Origin of the sequence: Streptomyces sp. NPDC059895, assembly GCF_042731035.1 — a bacterium.
Taxonomy (GTDB): Bacteria; Actinomycetota; Actinomycetes; order Streptomycetales; family Streptomycetaceae; genus Streptomyces.
Map to the genome: position 1 here is coordinate 360,514 of NZ_JBHWKO010000001.1, position 20,961 is coordinate 381,474.

The following is a 20,961-nucleotide window of genomic DNA, read 5'->3' on the forward strand; positions in this document are numbered from 1 at the left end:
CCAGGCGTGAGCCTTCGCTGGGCGTGAGCCCTTCACCGCCGTGGCGCACGGGGGGCGGCACCCCCGGTCACCGGCGCTCGGCCCGTATCCCCCGCAGCACCAGCTCCACGACGGCCTCGAAGTCCGCCCCGATCTCCGGCTGCTCCCACTCGCGGGTGTAGCCCGGGTCGTGGAAGCGGCCCGTGGCGTGGAAGACCGCGCGGGCCGTGGCCGCCGGGTCGTCGACGGTGAAGGCGCCCGCCGCCACGCCGGCCTCGACGATCCGGGTCAGCTGGCCGATCAGGTCGGTGACGTGCTCCCCGACCGCCGTCCCGCTCTCGCCGGCGAGCACCTTGTAGGTGGCGAACAGCTCGGGGTCGTCGCCGGCCTTGCGGCGCTTGGCCTCGAACAGGGCCGCGAGCCAGCCGCGCAACCGGCTCTCCGCGTCGCGGTCCTCGTCGGACGCGATGCCGGCGAGCGCCTGCGAGGTGCGGTCCAGCCAGCGCTTGGTGACCGCCTCGCGCAGCGCCGCCTTCGTGGGGAAGTGCCGGTAGACACTGCCGTGGCTGACGCCGAGCGCGCGGGCCACGTCGACCACGGTCGCCTTGGCCGGGCCGTGGCGGCGCAGCACCTCCTCCGTCGCTTCGAGGATGCGCTCGGCGGTCAGGATCTCGCTGGTCGGTGCCATGCAAGAGACCGTACCCGGCGCACGGCTCAGCGCTCGCTGTCGAGGTCGGCCATGAAAGCGGCCGGGTAGCGCTCGCCGGCCGCCGCGTCCGCGGGGACCGCCGCCTCGATCGCGGCCAGGTCGGCCGCGTCCAGCGACACGTCCAGGGCGCCCAGCGCCTCGGCCAGGCGCTCCCGGGTGCGGGCGCCGACCAGCGGCACGATGTGCGTGCCGTGCCTCGGGCCCTGGGCCAGCACCCAGGCGAAGGCGATCTGGGCGACCGTCACCCCCTTCTGCTCGGCGATCTTCCTGAGCCCCTCCACCAGGTCCAGGTTGTGCCGGAGGTTGTCGCCCTGGAAGCGCGGGGAGTGGGCCCGGAAGTCGTGCGCGGCGAACTGCCGGTCCGCGGTGAGGCGGCCGGAGATCAGGCCCCGGGAGAGGACGCCGTACGCGGTGACGGCGATGCCCAGCTCGCGCAGGGTCGGCAGGATCTCCCTCTCGATGCCGCGGGAGATGATCGCGTACTCGATCTGGAGGTCGGCGATCGGCGCGGTCGCGGCGGCCCGGCGGATGGTCTCGGCGCCGACCTCGCTGAGGCCGATGTGCCGGACGTACCCCTGCTCCACCAGCTCGGCGACGGCGCCGACCGTCTCCTCGATCGGGACGGCCGGGTCGAGGCGGGCGAGGCGGTAGACGTCGATGTGGTCGACGCCCAGGCGCTGGAGGGAGTGGGCGGCGAAGTTCTTCACGGCGGCGGGGCGGCCGTCGTAGCCGCTCCAGCTGCCGTCCGGGGCGCGCAGGGCGCCGAACTTCACGCTCAGCAGCGCCTGCTCGCGGCGGGCGGCGGGGGCGGTGCGCAGGGCCTCGCCGATGAGCAGTTCGTTGTGGCCCATGCCGTAGAAGTCGCCGGTGTCGAGCAGGGTCACGCCGGCTTCCAGGGCCGCGTGGATCGTGGCGATCGACTCGCCTCGGTCGGTGTCGCCGTACGCCGCGGACATGCCCATGCAGCCGAGGCCGAGGGGGAAGAGCTGGGGGCCGGTGGTACCGAGAGTGCGCGTGGGTGTGGTCATGCGGACAGCTTGGCAGCAGAGCTGACAGATTTCAATATCTGTCAGCCGTCATCTGTCATCCGCTATCTGTAATCCGTTATCTGCCATCCGTTCTTTGTTATGCGTCGTTCGTCGTGTGTTGCGGCCGGCCGCGGGGGGCGGAAGATGGAGCGGGTGGAACCCGACATGTCTGCGGCGGACGCCGAGGTGGCCGTACTGATCGTCGGCGGTGGGCCGGTGGGGCTCACCGCACGGGCGCTCCTGGAGCGCTGGGGCGTAACGACTCTGCTGGTCGAGAAGCACGGCGAGCTGTCGCCCTTCCCCCGGTCCCGGCTGGTCAACGTGCGCTCGATGGAGATCTTCCGCGGGCTCGGCGTCGCCCCCGCGATCACGGCCCGCGCGTTCCCGCGCGAGTACGGCCGCGTCCGCTTCCGCGACGCCCTGCACGGACGCGACTTCGCCACGGAGGCGATGATCGGCGTCCGCGCGCCGGTCCCCGAGAGCCCCGCGCTGGGCGTGGTGACCTCGCAGGACCGGTTGGAACCCACCCTTCTCGGCGCGGCGGACGCACCGGTGCGGTTCGGGGTCGAGCTGGTCGACCTGGCCGAGGAGGCCGAGTCCGTCGTGGCCGTGCTCGTCGACCGCCGACGCGGTACGCGAACCCGCGTCCGCGCCCGTCACATCCTGGCCGCCGACGGCGCCAACTCCTTCGTCCGGCAACGGCTGGCGATCGGCACCACGGGCCCCGGCGCGGTGGGGCGCCTCACCACCGTCGTGTTCGACGCCGACCTCAACCACTGGCGCGCCCGCCAGCCCGCCGGGGTGTACTTCACCACCGATGGATCGTTCCTCCCGCTGTACCCCGAGGGAGGCTGGGGCTGGATCGCGCCCACACCCGAGGACACCGCCGGCGCCGACTGGCCCGGTCTCGTCTCACGCGCCCTCGGCGCCGACGCCGGCGTACGCGCCGAGGTGCTGCGGGTGGAGCACTGGGTGGTGAACGCGTTCGTCGCCGAGCGACTCCGCGTCGGCCGGGTGCTGCTGGCCGGCGACGCCGCGCACGCGATCCCCCCGGCCGGCGGTCTGGGCATGAACGCCGGCGTCGCCGATGTGCACAACCTCTGCTGGAAACTGGCGGGCGTCCTGCGCGGGTGGGCCGGACCGGGCCTGCTGGACACCTACGAGACGGAACGACTGCCCGTCGCGCACCGGACGCTCCGCCAGGCGGTGACCAACACCCGGCTCATGTTCCAGGTGCAGAGCCGGCGCCGGGAACAGCTCCTGGCCGGTGCCGCGGCGCCGGCCGGCGCCGGGCTGCCCTGGTCGGAGAAGTACTTCGCCCAACTGGGCCTCGTCCTCGGTGTCGCCTACGGCTCCGACGCGGCGTCCGACGGTGGCGTGGACTACGTTCCCACCGCCGAGCCGGGTCACCGCATGCCGCACTTCTGGCTCGCGCCGGGCCGCTCCACGCTCGACGCGTTCGGCGAGTGGTTCACCTTGCTGACGCCGGATCCCCCGGGCTGGGAGGGGCAGGCCGCCGCGGCACGGCCGCTGCGCGTCGAGCCCCTGTCGGGCGAACACGCCGGCCTGTGCGGCCTGGGCACGCGCGGCGGACTGCTGATCCGGCCGGACGGCCACGTCGGCGCCCGCTGGGACCACCGCCCGCCGAACGGCTCCGCCCTCCGTGACGCCCTGGCCGCACTCACCTGCTCGGGCCGGTAGACGGCCGTCCCGCACGGCACCGTCGAAGCCGTCCCGGGCGACGGCGCCGACGGCGCCGACGGCGCCGAACGCGCCGGCCCGGCGGCACACCACGAGAGCGCACGCGCGAGCCGCTACGACGACGCGCGCGGAGGAGGACGACGGCACGCGCCGGCCACGACGACGGCACGGAGACCGACGCAGACGTCCCGACGCGAACGTCCCGCCCCGCAGCCGCCGGCAGCGCGGCGGGTGCGGGAACACCGCCCGTGACAGACGAAAGGCCGGCCCCGGCGGGATCCCCGCCGGAGCCGGCCTCGTGCCTACGGCGTGGCTAGCAGCCGATCAGACGCGCGGCCAGGTAGCCCTCGATCTGGTCGAGCGACACGCGCTCCTGCTTCATCGAGTCGCGCTCGCGCACCGTCACGGCGTTGTCCTCGAGCGTGTCGAAGTCGACCGTCACGCAGAACGGCGTGCCGATCTCGTCCTGGCGGCGGTAGCGGCGGCCGATGGCGCCCGCGTCGTCGAACTCGATGTTCCAGTGCTGGCGCAGCGCCTGGGCGAGGCCCTTGGCCTTCGGGGAGAGCTCGGGGTTGCGGGAGAGCGGGAGCACCGCGACCTTCACCGGGGCGAGACGGTGGTCGAGGCGCAGGACCGTGCGCTTCTCCAGCTTGCCCTTGGCGTTGGGCGCCTCGTCCTCGACGTAGGCGTCCAGCAGGAAGGCGAGCATCGCGCGGCCGACACCGGCCGCCGGCTCGATGACGTACGGGGTCCAGCGCTCGCCGGCCTCCTGGTCGAAGTAGGAGAGGTCCTGGCCGGAGGCCTTGGAGTGGGCGCCGAGGTCGTAGTCGGTGCGGTTGGCGACGCCCTCCAGCTCGCCCCACTCGCTGCCGCCGAACTGGAAGCGGTACTCGATGTCAGCGGTGCGCTTGGAGTAGTGGGAGAGCTTCTCCTTCGGGTGCTCGTACCACCGCATGTTCTCCTCGCGCAGGCCCAGGCCGGTGTACCAGTTCCAGCGCTGCTCCATCCAGTACTCCTGCCACTTCTCGTCCTCGCCCGGCTTGACGAAGAACTCCATCTCCATCTGCTCGAACTCGCGGGTGCGGAAGATGAAGTTGCCGGGCGTGATCTCGTTGCGGAAGGACTTGCCCATCTGGGCGATGCCGAACGGCGGCTTGCGGCGCGAAGTGGTCTGCACCTGGGCGAAGTTGGTGAAGATGCCCTGGGCGGTCTCGGGGCGCAGGTAGGCGACGGAGCCGGAGTCCTGCGTGGGGCCGAGGTGGGTGGAGAGCAGCCCGGAGAACTGCTTGGGCTCCGTGAAGGTGCCCTTGTTGCCGCAGTTGGGGCAGTTCAGGTCCGCCAGGCCGTTCTCCGGCAGGCGGTTGTGCTTGGCCTCGTAGGCCTCCTCCAGGTGGTCCGCGCGGAACCGCTTGTGGCAGGAGGTGCACTCGGTGAGCGGGTCGGTGAAGGTGGCGACGTGACCGGAGGCGACCCAGACCTCGGGGGCCAGGATGACGGACGAGTCGATACCGACCACGTCCTCGCGCGACGTCACCATGTAGCGCCACCACTGGCGCTTCAGGTTCTCCTTGAGCTCGACACCCAGCGGTCCGTAGTCCCAGGCGGCGCGCTGGCCACCGTAGATCTCACTACAGGGGAATACGAAGCCACGGCGCTTGCTCAGGCTGACGATGGTGTCGATCTTGTCGGCGGCCACGGTGCTCTCTTCATTACGACGACGGGCGACGAAGCGAGATGCTTCCAGCGAATGCTTCAGGGTACCGGCGGGGGCTCCCCCTCGACCAAATCGGGGACCGCCTCATGACCTTGCCCCGCCTCCCGCTTCCCCCTCGGCACGCCCGGTATCGCCTCCGCGCGGGTCCCGGCGCATACTTTGTTGACAACGGTTTCCATATTTGTTGAAAATGACTGTCATGAACGTACGACGACTCATACCGGGCACCGCCCTCGCCGCGGCGACCGCCCTCGGCCTCACCGGCCTCACCGCCTGCTCCGGCGAGAGCACCGCGGCCGGGAACACGGACAAGTTCGACGTCGTCGCGTCGTTCTACCCGATGGCCTTCCTCGCCGAGCGGATAGGCGGCGACCACGTGAAGGTCAGCACCCTGACCGAGCCCGGCCAGGAGCCCCACGACCTGGAGATCAGCGCCAAGCAGCGCGTGACGGTCGAGGAGGCCGACGCGGTGCTCTACCTCAAGGACCTCCAGCCCTCCGTCGACGACACCGTCGCCCAGTCCGGGGTCAAGACGAAGATCGACGCCGCCTCGCTCACCACGCTCGAGGAGCACGGCACCGAGGTCGACGGCCACGCCGACGAGCACGCGGAGGAAGAGGAGGAGGGGCACGACCACGAGGAGGGCGGCCTCGACCCCCACATCTGGCTCGACCCGGTCAAGTACGCCGAGGTCGCCGAGGGCGTCGGCGCGGCCTTCGAGAAGGCCGACCCGGACCACGCCGCCGCCTACAAGAAGAACACCGCGGCCCTGGTCACGAAGCTGAACGCGCTGAACACGAAGTTCGAGACCGGCCTCGCGGACACCGAGTCCAAGGTCTTCATCACCACCCACGCCGCCTTCGGCTACCTCGCCGAGCGCTACGGCCTGACCGAGGAGGCCATCAGCGGCCTCGACCCCGAGTCGGAGCCGACCGCCGCCCGCGTCAAGGAACTCCAGACGACGGCCAAGGCCGACGGCGTCACCACGGTCTTCTACGAGACGCTCGTCAGCGACAAGACCGCCAAGACCCTCGCCCAGGACGCCGGACTGAAGACGGACGTCCTCGACCCGATCGAGGGCATCACCGACAAGTCCCGCGGCGACGACTACTTCGCGGTCCAGGAAGCCAACCTCACGGCGCTGCAGACGGCACTGGGAACCAAGTGATCTCCACGGAGGGCGTCATGGACGCAAGGGACGCACAGGGCGACCCCGTCATCTCGCTGCGCGGGGTACGCGCCGAACTCGGCTCGCGCCCCGTCCTGCGCGGCATCGACCTCACCGTGCACCGCGGTGAGGTCGTCGCGCTGCTCGGCGCGAACGGCTCCGGCAAGTCCACGGCCGTGCGCAGCGTCATCGGCCAGGTCCCGGTCACCGCCGGGCGGATCGAGCTGTTCGGCACCGAGCGGCGGCGCTTCCGGGACTGGCGGCGCGTGGGCTACGTACCGCAGCGCACCACCGCCGCCGGCGGCGTCCCGGCCACGGTCACCGAGGTCGTCTCCTCCGGACGCCTGTCCCGGGCCCGGTTCGGCGTCCTGCGCAAGGCCGACCACGAGGCCGTACGGCACGCCCTGGACCTCGTCGGCATGGCCGACCGGGCCAAGGACTCCGTGAACGCCCTCTCCGGCGGCCAGCACCAGCGGGTGCTCATCGCCCGCGCGCTCGCCGCCGAACCCGAGCTGCTGATCATGGACGAGCCGATGGCGGGCGTCGACCTGGCCAGCCAGGAGGTCCTCGCGCACACGCTCCGGGGGCAGGTAGCGGCCGGTACGACCGTCCTGCTGGTGCTGCACGAGCTGGGCCCGCTGGAGCCCCTCATCGACCGGGCGGTCGTCCTGCGCGACGGCTGCGTGACGCACGACGGCCCGCCCCCGCGCGCGGTCGGCCAGCACGCGCTGCCCGGCCACGACCACGTACACCCGCACGCGCCGGCGGGCACCGAACCGATCCGCACGGGACTGCTGAGCTGATGGACTTCCTGAACTACGCCTTCATGCAGCGGGCGCTGCTCGCCGCCGTCCTGGTCGGCATCACCGCCCCCGCCGTCGGCATCTACCTCGTCCAGCGCCGCCAGGCCCTCATGGGCGACGGCATCGGCCACGTGGCGATGACCGGCGTCGGCCTCGGCTTCCTGCTGTCCTGGTCACCCGTGTGGATGGCGACGGCCGTCTCCGTCCTCGGCGCGATCCTGATGGAACTGATCCGCTGGTACGGCCGCACCCGCGGCGACATCGCCCTCGCGATGCTCTTCTACGGCGGCATGGCCGGCGGCGTGATGTTCATCAACCTCGCGCCGACCGGCTCCAACGCCAACCTCAACTCGTACCTGTTCGGCTCGCTGTCGACGGTGTCGGAGTCGGACGTGACGGCGATCTGCGTCCTCGCGGCCTTCGTGGTCCTCGTCACCCTGGGCCTGCGCCGCCAGCTGTTCGCGGTCAGCCAGGACGAGGAGTTCGCGCGCGTGACCGGACTGCCGGTGCGCGCCCTGAACCTGCTCACCGCGGTCACCGCGGCCGTCACGGTGACCGTGGCGATGCGCGTCGTGGGACTGCTCCTGGTCTCGGCCCTGATGGTGGTCCCGGTGGCGGCGGCCCAGCAGCTCACCCGCAGCTTCGCGGCCACCTTCGCGATCGCCGTGGCCATCGGCATCACCGTCACCATCGGCGGCACGGTCACCTCGTACTACCAGGACGTCCCGCCCGGCGCGACGATCGTGCTGCTGACCATCGCGGCGTTCATCGCCCTGACCACCCTGGCCGCCCCGCTGGCCCGCCGCCGCGCCCGCGCGCTCGCCGCGGCACATCCCGCGGGAGACCCGGCGGAGTGCACGATTCCCGCCACCCGGGAGGCGGGCGACGGAGTCGGCGTCTGACCACGCACAGTCCGGGCTGGCACAATGGCCCAGGCAAGGCGCAGACGTGAGGAGGCAACGGTGACGACCGCTGGATCGCCCGTGAAGGGCCGGGCCACCCGGCAGCGTGCCGCCGTGGCTGCGGCGCTCGACGAGGTCGAGGAGTTCCGCAGCGCGCAGGAACTCCACGACATGCTGAAGCACAAGGGCGACTCCGTCGGGCTGACCACGGTCTACCGCACCCTCCAGTCCCTCGCCGACGCCGGCGAGGTCGACGTCCTGCGCACCTCCGACGGCGAGTCCGTCTACCGCCGCTGCTCCACCGGCGAACACCACCACCACCTCGTCTGCCGCGCCTGCGGCAAGGCCGTCGAGGTCGAGGGCCCGGCCGTCGAGAAGTGGGCGGAGGCCATCGCCGCGGAACACGGCTTCGTGAACGTGGCGCACACCGTGGAGATCTTCGGCACCTGCTCCGACTGCGCGGCGACGCAGGCGTAGGCACCGGAGGCACAGGCAGAGGCCCCGGAGCCACAGGCGTAGGCACCGGAGGCACCGGGAGCACGAGAAGGGGCGCCCGGTCCGGACCGGGCGCCCCTTCCGCACGGGTCCCCTACGAGGACTCCTTCCCCTCCATCGCCAGCAGCTCCTCGTTCGGGATCGCGCCGCCGAAACGGCGGTCGCGGGAGGCGAACTCGACGCAGGCCCGCCACAGGTCGCGGCGGTCGAAGTCGGGCCACAGGACGTCCTGGAAGACCATCTCGGCGTAGGCGCTCTGCCAGAGCAGGTAGTTCGAGGTGCGCTGCTCACCGCTGGGCCGCAGGAACAGGTCCACGTCCGGCATGTCCGGGTAGTAGAGGTACTTCGCGAGGGTCTTCTCGGTGACCTTGGACGGGTCCAGGCGGCCGGCCCGCACCTCCTGAGCGATGGCCTGGGCGGCGTCGGCGATCTCCGCGCGGCCGCCGTAGTTCATGCAGAAGTACAGCGTGAGCAGGTCGTTGTCCTTGGTCTGCTCCTGGGCGACCTGGAGCTCCTTGGCGACCGACTTCCACAGCTTGGGCATACGGCCCACCCAGCGCACCCGGATGCCCAGCTCGTCGAGCTGGTCGCGGGTCTTGCGGATGAAGTCGCGGTTGAAGTTCATCAGGAAGCGCACCTCGTCGGGCGAGCGCTTCCAGTTCTCGGTGGAGAAGGCGTACAGGGAGATGTTCCGCACGCCGATCTCGACCGCGCCCTGGAGGACGTCGAGGACCCGCTCGGCGCCGACCTTGTGCCCCTCGGTGCGCGGCAGCCCGCGCTCCTTGGCCCAGCGGCCGTTGCCGTCCATGACGATCGCGACGTGCTCGGGAACCAGCTCGCCGGGGAGCTTCGGCGGGCGGGCGCCGGACGGGTGCGGCTCCGGCGCCCGGTACTGGCGCCGCTGGCGCCCCAGGATCCCGCGTACGACCATGTGGTTCTCGTCTCCTTCGCTGCTTACTTTTCCACGTACCGAAGGGAGCGCAGGCCGCGCTCCAGATGCCAGTGCAGGTAGGCGGACACCAGCCCGCTGCCCTCCCGGACGTAGCGCGCCTCGCACGCGTCCGCCGTCGCCCAGTCTCCCGTGAGCAGCGCGCCCAGCAGCTCCAGCGTCCGCGGCGACGGTACGACGCTGCCGGGCACCCGGCAGTCGGCGCACACGGACCCCCCGGAGGCCACCGAGAAGAACCGGTTCGGTCCGGGCATGCCGCACCTGGCGCAGTCGCCGAAGCTCGGCGCGTACCCGTTGACGGCGAGGGAGCGCAGCAGGAACGCGTCGAGGACGAGGTGCGGGGCGTGCTCGCCGCGGGCCAGGGTGCGCAGCGCCCCGACGAGCAGCAGGTACTGCTGCACCGCCGGCTCGCCCTCGTGGTCGGTGAACCGCTCGGCGGTCTCCAGCATGGCCGTGCCCGCGGTGTAGCGGGCGTAGTCGCTGACGATCCCGCCGCCGTACGGGGCGATGGTCTCGCTCTGGGTGCACAGCGGCAGCCCGCGCCCGACCAGGTCGCTCCCGCGCGCGAAGAACTGCACGTCGACGTGGGAGAAGGGTTCGAGGCGGGCGCCGAACTTCGACTTCGTGCGGCGTACGCCCCGGGCGACGGCCCGGACCCGGCCGTGGCTCCGGGTCAGCAGCGTGATGATGCGGTCCGCCTCACCGAGCTTCTGGGTGCGCAGCACGACGCCGTCGTCGCGGAAGAGGCTCATCGCGCACCGCCGCGGCCCTGCCGGGTGCACGGCAGGACACGGTCGTCGCGGAGCGGGCTCATGGCCCCATTCTCGCCTACGCGGGGAGGGGCGCGTGCGGCACCCACTACGATCGCCCGGTTCCTACGGACGGGTGGAGGCGCGGTGGCCGGGCGTGCGCTGGGGCGGTCGTTCGGGTGGCTGTGGGGGGCGTACACGGTCAGTACGTTCGGTACCTGGCTGGCGTTCGACGCGTTCGCGCTGATCGCGGTGCTGGTGCTGCACGCCGGGCCGGCGGAGGTGGCGGCGCTGGCGGCCGTGGGGCCCGCCGTGGGGGCGGTGCTGGCGGTGCCGCTGGGGCCGTGGGTGGAGTTCCGGCGCAAACGGCCGGTGATGGTCGCCGCGGACCTGGTGCGGGGCGCGGCCCTGCTGAGCGTCCCGGCGGCCTTCGCGCTCGGCGGGCTCGGGCTCGGGCAGCTGCTGGTGGTGTCGGTGGTCGTCGCCGCGGCGGACATCTGCTTCCGGGCGGCGAGCGGCGCCTTCCTCAAGGCGCTGGTCCCGCCGGAGGACCTGCTCGTCGCCAACGGCCGCTTCGAGTCGACGACCTGGACGGCCGCCGTGCTCGGGCCACCGCTCGGCGGGGCCGCGGTCGGCCTGCTGGGGCCGGTGGTGACGGTGGCGGCGGACGCGGTGAGCTATCTGCTGTCGGCGGCGGGCCTGCGCGCGGTCGGCGGGCACGAGACGCCGCCCGTCCGCGAGGGCGCCGGTGGCCGCCCGCGCGCAGGTGAGCTGCTCGAAGGCTGGCGTCATCTCCTCACCCACCGCACCCTGCGGCCCCTGTTCCTCAACACCGTGCTGGTCAACGGCCTGATCCTGGCCGCCTCCCCGCCCCTGGCCGTCCTGATGCTGGGCCCGCTCGGCTTCGCGCCCTGGCAGTACGCCCTCGCCTTCGCCGTGCCCTGCGCCGCCGGCCTGGCCGGCTCCCGGCTGGCCCCGTGGCTGGTCGCCCGGTACGGACGGCGCCGGGTCCTGCTGACCTCGGGGACGCTGCGCGCGTGCTGGACGCTCGGGCTGGCCTGCGTGCGGCCGGGGCCCGGCGGGCTGGCGCTCGTCATGGCCGTCGAGTGCGGGCTGATCGGGTGCGCGGCCGTCTACAACCCCGTCCTGGCCACCAGCCGGCTGGAGCTGACCCCGGCGGACCGGGTCACCCGGACGCTGTCGGCGTGGACGATCTCCCAGAAGGCCGGCGTCGCCGCCCTGACGGCCCTGTGGGGCGCCCTGGCGGCCCTCGTCGGCGCCCGCGCCGCCATCGCCGCCGCGGGTCTGCTCCTGCTCGCGACACCCCTGCTGCTGCGCGCCCCCGGGCTCCGCGCACCGGAGCCCGCGGCCGAGGCGGCGAAGGCCGCACCCTAGGCCAGGCCCAGCTGGGCCGGGTCCGGCCCGGGGGCGTCACTCGCCGTCCGGGTCGGTCCCGTCGGGGAGGACGGGGACTCCGTCGGGCACGCCGTTCAGCAGGCCGTTCAGCGCGGGGTCGTCGTTCGGGTCCTTGGCGGCCTCCCAGATCATGCCGAACCGGCGGATCAGCGTCTGGACCTCGCTCAGGCCGGCGTTCACCGCCGTCGACGAGATCCCGCCGTCCAGGTCCGCCTGGATCTCGTAGGACATCGCCTCGTCGAAGACGATGAAGTCGATCATCTTGCCGCGGCCGACGCGGCGGGCGATCCGCTCCTGGGGCACCACCCGGACCTGGATGCCCATCTCGCCCTGCTCCTTGCAGGTCGCGGCGAGCGCCGCGAGGGAGTCGCGGTCCTGGCCCTCCTTCATGATGAACACCCGCCGGACCGTGACCTGCCGTTCCTGCATCGCCTCGCGCTGCGCGGTGAGGTAGCGGCCCGCCGGTTCGCTGTTCCAGAAGTCGTCGTCGACGACGGTGGTGCTGACGGCGTCGATGCTCGCCCTGGAGCCCTGGGTGAGGTTGATGAGCCAGTCGTGGTTCTCCCCGGCGCAGTCGGCGCTCAGGTTGGTGAGCTTCTCCATCTGCCGGGCGAGGCGGTTGATCTCCTCGTGCGCGAACTCGTGCAGGATCTCCGGCCCCATGGAGACGACCTTGGTGGCGTGCTCGGCGAGCCGGGGCACCCCGTCGCCGCGCAGCTTCTCCACCTCGTTGAAGAGTTTGGTGGCCTCGCCTATGTCGGCGAAGCGCTTCTCCACCACGTCTTTCAGGTCGCTGAGCTGGTTCACGAAGGAAGCCATGAACTGCACGATCAGCACCGTGCCGCCGCAGAGCACCGACAGCACCAGCTGCCAGGGCCCCTCCTCCTTCGGCAGCAGGACGTTGGTGAGGACGTAGACGGCACCACCCGTCACTACCGTGACCAGGAGTTTCAGGGTTAACTGCCGTGCGCTGTCACCGTCGGACCGTGTCGGTGTGGTCATCTTTCTTCCCCCGTCGGGATCGTGCGCGGAACTGGCGTCGTAGGGCTCGTCGTAGGGCTCGTCGTAGGGCTGGTGTTCGGGCGTCTTCAGGACGTGGTCAGCGAGGCGCCCAGGGCCTCGCGCTGGGTGAGGATGGCCTGGAGCAGCAGTTGGTCGCGGACGCGGCGCACCTGGGTCTCCCACTGGCGGCTGAGCCCGGGTTCCTTCTCCAGCAGGTCCCACAGGGGCTCCAGGGACCGCTCGACGCGGGCCTTGGGCAGCCACAGGTGCAGCAGGTGGTCGACGAGCGGGCGCAGGACCTTCAGCGCGGCCCGGCCGTCGGCGGAGCCGAGCCGCAGGCCGTCCAGTTTGTCGACGACGGTGGTCAGCAGCCAGTCGTGCAGGGCGAGGTCCTCGCACAGGGCGGCCGCGGCGGCCGGTGCGGTGCCGGGCGGCAGCCGCAGTTCGAGGGTGCGCAGGCCGTCGTCGGCGACGGTGAGGCGCAGTGGCGGCTCCGTGCCGCCGGAGGCGGCCGACGCGGCCCAGCGGACCCGGGTGTCGGACGTGGTGAGCGGCGGGTCGAAGGAGTCCAGCAGCAGGCGCGAGATGCCCGACAGCCGGCCCTCGGCGATCGAGCCGACGTCCAGCTCGTCCGGTCCGTGACGGGTCAGGAACCCCTCCGCCACCGCCCGGGGGGACAGGGCGCCGACCGGGACCAGCACGCCGGGCCGGACCAGGTAGTAGCCCCAGGGCCGGCGCCGGTCGGGGCCGGTGGCGGGGGCGGAGAAGTACGCGGTGGCCTGGAGCACCCGCCCCTCGACGAGGGCCGCGCGGGAGGTCACCGTGCCGACCGCGCGGACCTTGGCGCCGCCGGCGCTGGGCAGCCGGCTGTCGACGCCGGTGAGGACGTCCGGGGAGACGGCGTACCGGTTGGGGCGCCGGGAGAGCCGGACCCGTTCGTCGGGGCGCAGCCGCAGCAGCCGTTCGGCGGCCCGCTCGTCCACCGCGTCCCGGGTGGGCAGCAGGCAGGTGCGCACCTCCCCGCAGCTGAGGACCGGGTCCGTGCCGGTGCCGGGAGCGCCCATGTCACAGCCCCGGCGGGAACACGTAGGAGGTGCGGTCCACGACGCCTGCGGGGACGGGGAAGCCCTCGCCGGCGGACCGCTCGGCGGCCTGGCGCAGCGCCTCGGGCTCCACGTGGACCTGGTCGAGGACGACCCGGACGGCGTGTTCCACGGGCAGGAACCGGGCGGGCAGGACGCTGCACGTGGTGTAGGCGGTGAAGGGCGCCGCCAGCGGGTTGAGGCGGACGACGGGCGGCAGGGCGTCCCACTCGGACGGGAATTCCTTGGCGTCCCAGGGGGCGGGGGTGAGCACCGCGCTGCCGTTGTCGCGCAGCAGCCCGAGCCGGACGAGCTGCCACACGGAGGCGAGGAAGGCGCAGGACCAGGTGCGCTCGTCCTCGGGGCCGCTCCACAGTTCGACGTCCATGAAGACGGAGTGGCCGCGGGCGCCGGTCTCGCTCGGGGGTTCCCAGACGCCGCCGGCCGCGTCCAGGGCGGCGGAGGTGCGGTGGGTGGGGGCGCGGCGGCCGTTGGTGAGCCAGCCGGTGCGGCTGACGGGCGGGCGGAAGCCGTTGCTGCCGGGCGGCGGGGACTCCACCAGCCGGTGCAGGACGGACTCGGCGAGTGCGGCGCGGTCGCGCCGGCCCGGCTCGGCGGCGGCGCAGCCGGACTCGCGGGCCAGGTAGTCGATGGTGAGGCCCGCGTCGGCGGCCGCCGCCAGCAGCGGGGGTATCAGCTCGGCGGGGGTGGACAGGCGGCTGAAGTAGTCGTCGATCAGGAAGCAGGTGCTGATCCGGGGCCGTCTGCCGGCCGGCAGCGGGCCGACGCCGGCCCGGGCGGCCTCCACCCAGGGCCGTACGGCGGCGAAGTGGCGGCGCAGCCGGTCGGGGCCCTCGACGAAGTCCTCCATGTACAAGTGGCCCAGTTCCAGGGAGAGATGGGAATAGGGCACGGATTCGGTGCGCGGCTGTGCGCTGGTCTCCCGGAAGACGGTCTCCGGCCCGCTCACAGCTGCCCCCAGTGCTTGTCGTCGGTGAGGCGCCGGGCGAGTTCGCCCATCGCCTGCCAGGTCTCGGCGTTGGCGATCCGGCGGTCGTGGACGTCCTCGTCGGTGATGAGCCGTTCCTGCCACTGGAGCACGGGTTCCAGCGGAATGGCGGACAGCACCCGGGTCCTGCCGATACCGCGGCCGGCGGCGATTTCCTCAAGCTGGGTGTCGCACTGCCGCATCCACGCGTACTGCGCGGGCGAGACCTGCGACCAGAGCGGCGAGTCGAGATTCGGTACGGCGGCCCTTACGAAGCGGATCGCGGCGGAAAGCGAATCGGTGTCGTGGCCCATGGCGGCACCGGCCTGCACAATGCCCTGTCTGCCGTACACGAGTTCGGCGGCCGCCATCACGTGCTGCCGGGTCCAGCGGTGATAGACGAGCCATCGGGTTTTCAGGCGTCCGAGCCCGCCGCGCGGTGAGGTCGCGGCGAGTGCGAGGTCCATCGCATAACTGCGTCCGGCACTCAGGTCGACGATGATCACGTCGAATTCGCGTTTCAGCCGCAGGACGAGGTCCACGCAGCGGTGCAGATTCTCCTCGTCGGTGACGAATTCCCCGCCGGTGCGGTCTCCGGGCAGCAGCACCAGCCGTCCGGATCCCCCCGGCCGGCTGCGCAGTTGGGGGTGTTCGGTGCGGGCCCAGACGTCGACCCGGAGGGGTTCGCCGGTCTTGCCCTTGAGGTACGCGTGCAGGCCGCGGCCCTCGGCCTCGGTGAGGATGTCGGGCAGGTCGAACACGGCGGCCGCGGTGGGCGAGCCGAAGTCGAAGTCCAGGTAGCAGACGTCGTCCCCGTCGAGCGCGAGGTGGTAGGCGAGGTTGGCGCTGGTGACGGAGCGGCCGGTGCCCCCCTTGTCGGAGGCGGCGAAGACGAGCACGCCTCACACCCCCTGGGGGCCGTTGTCGCCCCGGGCCCGGGCGAGGGTGTCCAGCCGGGTGAGGACGCCGAGGGCCAGGGCGTAGGCGGTGCCGGGCTGTTCGTCGACCAGGTGGCGGGCGCGGCGCAGGTCCGCCTCGATCCCCTTGATCTCCTCGCCCTGGGGGCTCCTGGGGGTGGGGGCGGGCTGTTCCATCTGCTCCTTGCCGAAGAGGTGGGCCGACTCGCTGATCAGCGCCCGTGCGAGCAGGGAGAGTTCGGCGCTGCGGATCGGCGGCTGGTCGTAGAGGGCGTGCGCGGCGACCATGCACTCGGTGACGCGCTCGGTGACGCTCCAGGACAGCGGGCCCCGGCGGGCCGGCGCGTCGGCGTAGACGGCGTGCACGTCGTCCCACAGGCCGGTGCCGTCGCCCTCGCTGATGCGGCGCTGCCAGAGGTGGTCGAGGATGTCCTCGGCGAGGCGCAGCAGGCGGTCCTGGGAGGCGAGGTTCCGTGACAGCGAGCAGAGCTGGATGGTCCGCTTGAGCAGCTGCGCGGAGAAGTCCGCCATGGTCCACGTCATGGCGGGGCCGAGGGCGTCGCTGCCCAGCAGGGGCAGGCCGACGCCGGGGTCGTGCAGGACGATGGCCGGGTCGTCGCGGGTCATGCCGCTGGTGATGCGGCCGCGTTCGGCGAGGCGTTCCATGACCTTGACGGTGCGGGTGAGGTCGTCGTCGGTGGCGCGGCGGCGGACCAGGTCGTGGACGAGGATGGAGGCGACGGAGAGGGAGAAGTACTCCGACTCCAGTTGCTGGAGGGTGGTCCGCCAGGGGATCTCCTCCAGCGGCCAGGTGCCGTCGCCGAAGCGGGCGATCGCCGACCAGTACTGCTGGGTGATCTCCCAGCGCAGCCGCAGCGCTTCGGCCAGCCGCTGCTGCTCGGCGTTGAGCAGGCCGAGGACGAGGGTGCGCTCGGAGAACAGGTCGGGGATGCCGTCGAGGGCGACGACGGTGAAGTACAGGTAGGGCGTGGGGTGGGCGACGCCTGCGGGCTGTTTGCCGATGCCCGCGGCGGTCTCCTCCTCGACGTCGATCTCGGGGGCGCCCTTCACCAGGCTCCAGGCCCAGCCGCACTCGAACAGCCGGTTCTCGTTGCGGAGTTCGTCGGTGATGTCGCTGTCGAGTCCGAGGGTGACGCTCTCGCTGATGACGGCGCGCAGCGCCTTGAAGCGGTCCTGGAAGCGGTGCAGGACCTGCCGTTCGGAGAGCCGGCCCTGGCCGAGGAGGCGGGTGAGGGCCTGTCCCTGGTCGGAGGAGACGTCGACGACGTTGACGGTGAAGGAGCGCAGCAGGCTCACCATGGCGGCGGTCAGCCGGGCGCTGGTGGCCTCCTGGAGCCGGTCGATCCGCTCCAGGGTGCTCGCGCGCTGGGTCCTGCCCCGGTAGACCTTGAGGAAGCCGAGGGTGGCCAGGCACAGGGTGACCGACATGGAGTAGGAGTCGACGACTCCCACGTCCCGCTGCTCCTTGGAGAGTTCCTGGTCGGGGTCCTGGGAGGAGAAGTAGTAGCCGCCGGCGAAGGTGGGGCTCTCCTCGCCGCGGTGCTGCTCCATGAACTCGGAGAGGACCTTGACGAGGTTGCCGGGGATCTCACTGGAGTCGCCCGCGTGCCTCAGTGCCCGTTCCACGTCCCGCTGGGTGGTGTCGGGGTCGTCGAGACGGAACGCGGCGATCTCGGTGGCGGGGTAGAGCAGGCACAGCAGCCGCTCCGCGTCGGCGACGCTGCTGCGGCCGCCCCATTCACCCCAGTCCCATTCTCCGCCGCCGAAGGAATGACGGGCGATGGCCTGCCACACTTCCAGCAGATTCTGTCTCGGTTTGATCTGCATGCCCATTCCCCTCGCACAGGCCCGTCACCATGGAAAAGAACGGATCGGGAGTCAGTGTTTCCGCCGTCCGCAGGCCAGGACCATTCCGGTGTATCCGGTGCGCACCAGGTGCTTCGGATTGGCCATGCGGTGGATCCTGACACCTTCTGCGTAGTCCGCGAGCACCCCGGCCACCTCGGCACTGTCGATGTCCCGGGCGGGGAATTTCTCCGCGCCGACGCTGTACCCCTCGGAATGTTCCATGAATGCGGCGGCGAAGGGTGCGCCCGGATTCAGGGAACGCAGAAAGCAGCCCACTCCGTCACGGAATTCCTGGAGCGAGGCCGTGATCGATTCCGCGACGAAGAACATGGTGCCGAGATCCCAGCGTTCGTCCCCGCCGCAGAGGTCGAAGAGGCTGCCCGCCACGGGCTTGCCGACGGCTTCCGCGAACCGTGCGCGGGGATCGAGGCCGGACTCGGCGTACTCCGGCCGCTCGCGCAGGACGTCCCAGAACTGGTCCCAGTTCGCGTCGTAGCCGGGGAGTTGGCTCTCGAGGTAGCCGATGTTCGCCGCGGAGCGCTCCAGCAGGGTGATCCGGTCGCACCAGGGGAGCATGGCGAGGGCGGGATAGAGATTGGGCCCCGCGCCGACGTCGATACCGGCGCGGACACGGCCCGCGGAGCCTCGGAAATGATCACGGAAGTGATCGCGCACCCGGGCGAGGATCTCCCGGTCCACCGGCTGGATCGCGATGTAATTGCGCTTGATGTACTCCTCGGGATCGAAGGCGTCCCAGGGCACATCGGCATTCTTTACGTCGGCTGTGGGCGATCCCGAGGTCATTGGTTCAGCCTAGCAGTACGCGGAGGTCTTGAAGGCGTGGATGCACCGGGCAATGATGGACGATCGGGTATGCATATCGCACAAGAAGCAGCGCACGGGCCATTCACTTTGTCGATCCTTCACAAGGGGACGGTATGACTCCTCTTCCCGGAGATCGTTTTCCGTCGGTCGCCGGTTCGACGGACAGCCAGGTGTCCGGAGAAAGGCGCGTACGGATCAGAGCGGCCACGGAGGAGGATCTCCCCCATATCGTCCGTCTCGACGCGGAGGCCTTCCCGGGCGACCCGTACCCGTACTTCGTGCTGCGCCAGCTCCTCGCCTCGTTCCCGCACTTCGTGTTCGTGCTGGAGGACGGCACGGACCTCGGCGGCTATGTGCTGTCGACCCCGCCGGACGCGGCCCGGAGCTGGATCCTCAGCCTGGGCATCGCCCCCGGACTGCGCGGACAGGGCCACGGCAGGCGGCTGATGACGCGCATTCTCGGCCATCTGCGCGCGGCGGGCGTGCGGTCCGTGTCGCTCTCCGTGGAACCCGGCAACGACTCGGCCGTCGCCCTCTACCGTTCTCTCGGCTTCGTGCCCGACCCCGACGGCCCCCGCAAGGACTACTTCGGGCCCGGCGAGCACCGTCTGCTGATGACGCTCACCCTGCGCCGTCGCGGCCTCTGGCCCCGCCCGTGGTCCACCCCGCGGCCCCGTCCGCGGCCTCGCCGGTGACGTCCACGGCGCCCGCCCGGCCGAACTTCCGTACGTAACCCCGCTGCCAGGGCGTCTCCACGGCGTGCCGGTCGTGGTGCCGGCGCACGAACGCGACCGCCTCCCCGGCCGGTACGCCGTCCAGCACCGCCAGACAGGCCAGCGCGTCCCCGTACGGCCGCGTCCGCCGCCGCAGGCGACTTCGACCGTCCCCCCACGCTCGAACACCCTCGCGCGGGGGGACCCCCGCCTCGGCCGCCCTCCGCCACGCCTCCGCGAGCGCCGCCCGCGCGTCGGCCCGGTCGGCGGGCAGCCGGAAGTCGGGCCGGCGGATCCACCGCGCCTCCCAGGGGACCCGCGGCGGCCATGCCCCCATTCGAACGCGGCCGCGACGGACGGGCAACCGATTCCGGCCGCGCGGTGGTCTGGAGGGCGAGGAGGGTGCTTGATGCAGGCCGAACAAGAGGCCCATTTCCAGGAGTTCGTCAGAGCACGCTGGTCGCGCCTGGTGCGGACCGCGTATCTGCTCACCGGCGACGTGCACCACGCGGAGGACCTGACGCAGACCGCGCTGGCGAAGGCGTACCGGTCGTGGCGGCGGATATCCCGCAGCGACAACCCCGAGGCCTACGTCCGGCGGATGCTGGTCAGCTGCAACAGCGACCGGTTCCGCAAGCGGCGGGTCACGGAGGCGCTGACCGCGGCGCCTCCCGAGGTGGCGGGGCGCGACGAGGCCGTCGGGCGGGTGGAGGAGCGCGGCTCGCTGCTCGCCGGGCTGGCCCGGCTGCCCGCACGGCAGCGGGCGGTGGTGGTCCTGCGGTACTGGGAGGACCTGTCCGAGGCGGAGGTGGCCGAGGTGCTCGGCTGCTCGCCGGGCACGGTCAAGAGCCAGGCCTCGAAGGCGCTGGCGAAGTTGCGTACGTATCCGGGGCTGGCGCACGACCGCCGCCGGGTGTCCGGGCGGGGAGGCGGAAAGTGAACCACGAAGCGGACGAGCCGAACGAAGCACACCAAGCACACGCCGCGAATGAAACGCACGCGGCGCACGAGACGCACGACGCGGTGAGCGAGCGGGAGTTCGAGGAGCGGGTGCGACGGCTGCTGGAGGAGGACGCGTACGCCGTCCGGCCCGCGGCCGCGCCCTACCCGGCGATCCGGCGGCGGGGCGTGCTGGAGCGCCGGCGGCGGATCGCGGCGGCGGGCGCGGCGCTGGCGACGCTGGCCGTCGTTCCGGTGGGGGCGTACGCCGTGGCCGGGGGGGACGGGGGGCGGGGCACCGGCCCGGCGACGCCGATGGCGTCGGTGAGCACCCCGCACGGCACGGAGGCGACCCCGACCCCGGCGCCCGACGCCGACGGGCCCGCCCGGCCCGCCACGGACGGGCAGTTGCTGGACGGGGTGACGTATCAGCAGGCGGCGGACGGGCTGGAGAAGTGCCTCGCCTACGGCGGGGCGCACGAGTCGGGCGGCATCGGCAAGGGCTCCCTGGGCCGCGCCGAGGACTACCGGATCGTCCTGGCCATGCGGAGCACCGGGGACACCAACGCCCCCGGCGACGGCGCGTACGTCGTCGCGGTGAAGGAGGAGCCCGCGGGCTTCCGGGTGATCTGCACCGTCAAGGGCGGGGAGGCGTCCGGCGTCAACACCGGCACCGCCGACGCCGGAGCCGACGGCGCGGGCCCGGTCACGGCCGACATCAACGGCGGCAAGCTCTATCAGCAGTCGGTCCTGGACAAGGGCGCCTGGAGGCTGCCGTTCCGCTGGGGGGTGATCGGCCGGGTCGGGTCCTCGGTGGCGAAGGTGACCGTGTCCTACGGCGACAGCAGCGCCACGGCAGCGCTGGACCACGGCTGGTTCGTCGCCGCGGGCGTCCTGGGCCGGCAGGTCACGGCGGCTCCGCACATCAAGGGCTACGACGCCGCCGGCCAGCTGGTCTACGACTCCGACACCGACGCGACGTACGGGAAGACACTGCCGTAGGGCTCGCGGGG

At 72.2% G+C, this 20,961-nt stretch carries 20 protein-coding genes and 1 pseudogene; 9 read left to right on the plus strand and 12 right to left on the minus strand.

Annotation, left to right across the window (positions count from 1 at the left end):
* Window positions 1-67: 67 nt before the first annotated feature.
* Window positions 68-667 (minus strand): TetR family transcriptional regulator, encoded by a 600-nt coding sequence (locus ACFV9M_RS01500; RefSeq protein WP_385069755.1) that lies wholly within the window; start codon window positions 665-667, stop codon window positions 68-70.
* Window positions 668-693: 26 nt separating this feature from the next.
* Window positions 694-1,716: an aldo/keto reductase gene (locus ACFV9M_RS01505; RefSeq protein WP_385069753.1), complete on the minus strand. Its 1,023-nt coding sequence runs from the start codon at window positions 1,714-1,716 to the stop codon at window positions 694-696.
* A 165-nt stretch (window positions 1,717-1,881) separates the two neighbouring features.
* Here ACFV9M_RS01505 and ACFV9M_RS01510 point away from each other — a divergent pair, with 165 nt between their 5' ends.
* Window positions 1,882-3,417 (plus strand): FAD-dependent monooxygenase, encoded by a 1,536-nt coding sequence (locus ACFV9M_RS01510; RefSeq protein WP_385069751.1) that lies wholly within the window; start codon window positions 1,882-1,884, stop codon window positions 3,415-3,417.
* A 313-nt stretch (window positions 3,418-3,730) separates the two neighbouring features.
* On the opposite strand, the gene ACFV9M_RS01515 is transcribed toward ACFV9M_RS01510, so the two are convergent.
* Window positions 3,731-5,113, minus strand: a complete 1,383-nt coding sequence (locus tag ACFV9M_RS01515) for a glycine--tRNA ligase (RefSeq protein WP_385069749.1) — start codon at window positions 5,111-5,113, stop codon at window positions 3,731-3,733.
* A gap of 217 nt (window positions 5,114-5,330) precedes the next feature.
* Here ACFV9M_RS01515 and ACFV9M_RS01520 point away from each other — a divergent pair, with 217 nt between their 5' ends.
* Genes ACFV9M_RS01520 through ACFV9M_RS01535 form a run of 4 tightly spaced genes read left to right on the plus strand, consistent with a single transcriptional unit; the run spans window position 5,331 to window position 8,481 of the window.
* Window positions 5,331-6,299, plus strand: coding sequence for a metal ABC transporter substrate-binding protein (locus tag ACFV9M_RS01520; RefSeq protein ID WP_385069747.1), 969 nt, complete (start codon window positions 5,331-5,333; stop codon window positions 6,297-6,299).
* Between the two features lie 17 nt (window positions 6,300-6,316).
* Window positions 6,317-7,102: a metal ABC transporter ATP-binding protein gene (locus ACFV9M_RS01525; protein ID WP_385069746.1), complete on the plus strand. Its 786-nt coding sequence runs from the start codon at window positions 6,317-6,319 to the stop codon at window positions 7,100-7,102.
* Window positions 7,102-8,004, plus strand: coding sequence for a metal ABC transporter permease (locus tag ACFV9M_RS01530; RefSeq protein WP_385069744.1), 903 nt, complete (start codon window positions 7,102-7,104; stop codon window positions 8,002-8,004). Before ACFV9M_RS01525 ends, ACFV9M_RS01530 begins: the two co-directional genes overlap by 1 nt.
* A 60-nt stretch (window positions 8,005-8,064) precedes the next feature.
* Window positions 8,065-8,481, plus strand: a complete 417-nt coding sequence (locus ACFV9M_RS01535; protein ID WP_385069743.1) for a Fur family transcriptional regulator — start codon at window positions 8,065-8,067, stop codon at window positions 8,479-8,481.
* Window positions 8,482-8,593: 112 nt separating this feature from the next.
* Here the strand turns inward: ACFV9M_RS01535 and ACFV9M_RS01540 are convergent, their stop codons facing one another.
* The gene (locus ACFV9M_RS01540) at window positions 8,594-9,430 is read right to left on the minus strand and encodes an isoprenyl transferase (protein ID WP_385069741.1); all 837 of its coding nucleotides are present in this window, start codon (window positions 9,428-9,430) and stop codon (window positions 8,594-8,596) included.
* A 23-nt stretch (window positions 9,431-9,453) separates the two neighbouring features.
* A complete protein-coding gene (gene recO / locus ACFV9M_RS01545) occupies window positions 9,454-10,200 on the minus strand; it encodes a DNA repair protein RecO (RefSeq protein WP_385069739.1) in 747 nt (248 codons plus the stop codon).
* Between the two features lie 144 nt (window positions 10,201-10,344).
* On the opposite strand from recO, the gene ACFV9M_RS01550 reads away from it, so the two are divergent.
* Window positions 10,345-11,592 (plus strand): MFS transporter, encoded by a 1,248-nt coding sequence (locus tag ACFV9M_RS01550; RefSeq protein ID WP_385069737.1) that lies wholly within the window; start codon window positions 10,345-10,347, stop codon window positions 11,590-11,592.
* 36 nt (window positions 11,593-11,628) lie between these two features.
* Here ACFV9M_RS01550 and ACFV9M_RS01555 read toward each other — a convergent pair whose 3' ends face one another.
* The 6 genes from ACFV9M_RS01555 to ACFV9M_RS01580 form a co-directional block, all read right to left on the minus strand.
* Window positions 11,629-12,615 (minus strand): DUF6879 family protein, encoded by a 987-nt coding sequence (locus ACFV9M_RS01555; protein ID WP_385069735.1) that lies wholly within the window; start codon window positions 12,613-12,615, stop codon window positions 11,629-11,631.
* Between the two features lie 86 nt (window positions 12,616-12,701).
* On the minus strand, window positions 12,702-13,679 hold the full coding sequence (locus ACFV9M_RS01560; RefSeq protein WP_385069733.1) for an SCO2521 family protein: 978 nt from the start codon (window positions 13,677-13,679) through the stop codon (window positions 12,702-12,704).
* A gap of 1 nt (window position 13,680) precedes the next feature.
* Window positions 13,681-14,667, minus strand: coding sequence for an SCO2522 family protein (locus tag ACFV9M_RS01565; protein WP_385069732.1), 987 nt, complete (start codon window positions 14,665-14,667; stop codon window positions 13,681-13,683).
* Complete coding sequence (locus ACFV9M_RS01570) at window positions 14,664-15,584, minus strand: SCO2523 family variant P-loop protein (RefSeq protein WP_385069730.1); 921 nt, start codon at window positions 15,582-15,584, stop codon at window positions 14,664-14,666. The genes ACFV9M_RS01565 and ACFV9M_RS01570 overlap by 4 nt, the downstream gene beginning before the upstream one ends.
* A gap of 3 nt (window positions 15,585-15,587) precedes the next feature.
* Window positions 15,588-17,450 carry an SCO2524 family protein gene (locus ACFV9M_RS01575; RefSeq protein ID WP_385069728.1) on the minus strand — a complete coding sequence of 621 codons (1,863 nt, stop codon included), beginning with the start codon at window positions 17,448-17,450 and terminating at the stop codon, window positions 15,588-15,590.
* A gap of 51 nt (window positions 17,451-17,501) precedes the next feature.
* Entirely contained in the window at window positions 17,502-18,275 is a 774-nt protein-coding gene (locus ACFV9M_RS01580) for an SCO2525 family SAM-dependent methyltransferase (protein ID WP_385069726.1), read from the minus strand.
* 191 nt (window positions 18,276-18,466) lie between these two features.
* On the opposite strand from ACFV9M_RS01580, the gene ACFV9M_RS01585 reads away from it, so the two are divergent.
* Window positions 18,467-18,991, plus strand: a complete 525-nt coding sequence (locus tag ACFV9M_RS01585; protein ID WP_385069724.1) for a GNAT family N-acetyltransferase — start codon at window positions 18,467-18,469, stop codon at window positions 18,989-18,991.
* A gap of 19 nt (window positions 18,992-19,010) precedes the next feature.
* Here the strand turns inward: ACFV9M_RS01585 and ACFV9M_RS01590 are convergent.
* Window positions 19,011-19,442: pseudogene (locus ACFV9M_RS01590) on the minus strand (hypothetical protein); the annotation flags it as partial.
* Here ACFV9M_RS01590 and ACFV9M_RS01595 point away from each other — a divergent pair.
* On the plus strand, window positions 19,419-19,949 hold the full coding sequence (locus tag ACFV9M_RS01595; protein WP_385069722.1) for a SigE family RNA polymerase sigma factor: 531 nt from the start codon (window positions 19,419-19,421) through the stop codon (window positions 19,947-19,949). The pseudogene ACFV9M_RS01590 and the gene ACFV9M_RS01595 overlap by 24 nt on opposite strands.
* A complete protein-coding gene (locus tag ACFV9M_RS01600) occupies window positions 19,946-20,950 on the plus strand; it encodes a hypothetical protein (RefSeq protein WP_385069721.1) in 1,005 nt (334 codons plus the stop codon). The genes ACFV9M_RS01595 and ACFV9M_RS01600 overlap by 4 nt, the downstream gene beginning before the upstream one ends.
* The last annotated feature ends 11 nt before the right edge of the window (window positions 20,951-20,961 follow it).